This is a genomic window from Mesorhizobium sp. M2C.T.Ca.TU.002.02.1.1, assembly GCF_003997225.1.
The window spans coordinates 1-1,808 of record NZ_RZTO01001050.1; the positions used below are offsets into that span (position 1 = coordinate 1).

Annotated in this window: 4 protein-coding genes; 2 read left to right on the forward strand and 2 right to left on the reverse strand. The window is 62.2% G+C overall.

The annotated features are described in order from the left end of the window. Both mscL and EOD07_RS33170 read left to right on the forward strand, forming a co-directional pair. Positions 1–336 (forward strand): large conductance mechanosensitive channel protein MscL (mscL, locus tag EOD07_RS33165; RefSeq protein WP_127238229.1); only part of this gene is annotated, 336 nt, incomplete at its 5' end. A 162-nt stretch (positions 337–498) separates the two neighbouring features. After that, a complete protein-coding gene (locus EOD07_RS33170; protein WP_127238230.1) occupies positions 499–699 on the forward strand; it encodes a hypothetical protein in 201 nt (66 codons plus the stop codon). Positions 700–879: 180 nt separating this feature from the next. Here EOD07_RS33170 and EOD07_RS33175 read toward each other — a convergent pair whose 3' ends face one another. Together EOD07_RS33175 and EOD07_RS37925 are read right to left on the reverse strand one after the other, a co-directional pair. Further along, positions 880–1,509 carry a response regulator transcription factor gene (locus tag EOD07_RS33175; RefSeq protein WP_245470589.1) on the reverse strand — a complete coding sequence of 210 codons (630 nt, stop codon included), beginning with the start codon at positions 1,507–1,509 and terminating at the stop codon, positions 880–882. Between the two features lie 32 nt (positions 1,510–1,541). Continuing rightward, positions 1,542–1,808 (reverse strand): ATP-binding protein (locus EOD07_RS37925; protein WP_348627795.1); only part of this gene is annotated, 267 nt, incomplete at its 5' end.

Genomic DNA, 1,808 nt, shown 5'->3' on the forward strand with positions numbered 1-1,808 from the left:
ATCGTCGATTCGCTCGTCAACGACATCATCATGCCGATCTTCGGCGCGATCTTCGGCGGGCTGGACTTCAACAACTACTTCTTCGGGCTGTCCTCGAACGTCCATTCGTCCGCGCTGGCCGATGCCAAGAAAGAAGGCGCGGTCTTCGCCTATGGCTCCTTCATCACGGTCGTGCTGAATTTCCTGATCCTTGCCTTCATCATCTTCCTGATGGTCAAGGCGGTGAACAACCTGCGCAAGCGGCTGGAGCGCGAGAAGCCGGCTGCCTCCGCAGCCCCGCCGCCGGCCGATGTGCAGCTCCTGACCGAGATCCGCGACCTGCTCGCGAGAAAATAACGGGATCGTTCGATGCGGCCGGGCGCAGGACCGGCCGCATCGGATCCCGCATCGCCTATCCTCATTTTGGTCCGCAAGCCTTCGCGACCGACCAGCGGAAATCCTCCGGCACAGCATTCCGCCTTCAACAAGGTCGCGAACCATGTGGCAAAGCTTCGGACAATGAAGATCGTTGCGGAATTGCTGACGGCGCTCGACGAGACCATGCGGACCGTGAAAGGCCATCTGGCCGAAATGGATACCGAGCAGCTCAACGCGCTCGTGGGCCGGCTTGCGCCTCGCCCGTCGATCGGCAGCGCCGAAATGGTTCTGACCATATTGGCGCTTCGTGAAATCGAGGCTCGCAATCCGGCAAAGAGCTAGCAGTCGAGAGGCATCGGCGGCCATATTCCTGACCTGCCGCCAAGAGCAGGAGCTCAGGCAACCAGACTGCCCGTGGCTTCCCCCCAAAACCCCGAGCCGCGGGCCTTTCTGAGCGCTCGGTCGCCATGCCGTTGCCATGCCGGACAGCCCCCGGGAACGCGCGTTAGCCCGCAAGATCGTTCAGCCTATCGTTTTTATGGCCAGCTCGGTCCTGTTCTTGGCGCCGCACTTCTCCAGGATCGTGCTGACGTAATTCTTTATCGTACCCTCGGCCAGATGCAGCTGCGCGCCGATCTCGCCATTGCTCTTGCCTTCGACGATCAGTTTCAGGATTTCGTTCTCACGCGCGGTGAGGTCGTTGCGGATCGACACGCTCGCCGGGGCGTGCCGCGGGCGCAACCGCTTGAATTCCTCGAGAATTTTCGCGGCAACAGCGGGTGAAAGCGCGGATTGGCCGTTCGCCACGGTCCGGATCGTCGCCGCGATCTCGTCGATCCTGGAGTCCTTCAACAGATATGCCTTGGCTCCGGCGCTGACGGCCTCGAAAATCAGCTCGTTGGTCTCGAACGTGGTCAGGACCACGATGCCGGTGCCCGGAAATTCGCGCAGGATGCGCTGGGTCGCCGTGACGCCGTCGGCGCGCGGCATTTGCAGATCCATCAGGACGACGTCCGGACGGTAGCGGCGCGCGAACTCGATCGCCTGCTCGCCATCGGCGGCGGCGCCGACGATTTCGAAATCGTCGTTTTGCTGGGCAAGCAGCGTGGCAAGGCCTTCCCGGATCAATGTCTGATCCTCGGCGATCAACACGCGTATCCTTTCGGGTTTGGAGTGCGGATCGGTCATCTGGCGATACGCTCGCCGCCGCTGGGTCGTTCGTTCGTCGCCGATACTGTCAGGGGCAGGGAGATCCGGACCAGCGTACCCGCTCCGGGCGCGCTTTCCACCGCGCATCGTCCCCCCGCGAGCTCGGCAAATTCGGTCATTCCAATCAACCCGAAATGCCCCTGTTTGGGGATAGTCCCGTCAAAGCCGCTTCCGTCGTCGCGGATATCGACAACAAGGTTTCGGCCAGCTTCCGTTTCCTCCACGGCCGCGTCGAACCGGAC

What these genes read in the sequence shown, in the direction of transcription:
- EOD07_RS33170 (WP_127238230.1), top strand. Translation starts at nt 499, where the DNA reads ATGAAGATCGTTGCGGAATTGCTGACGGCGCTCGACGAGACCATGCGG.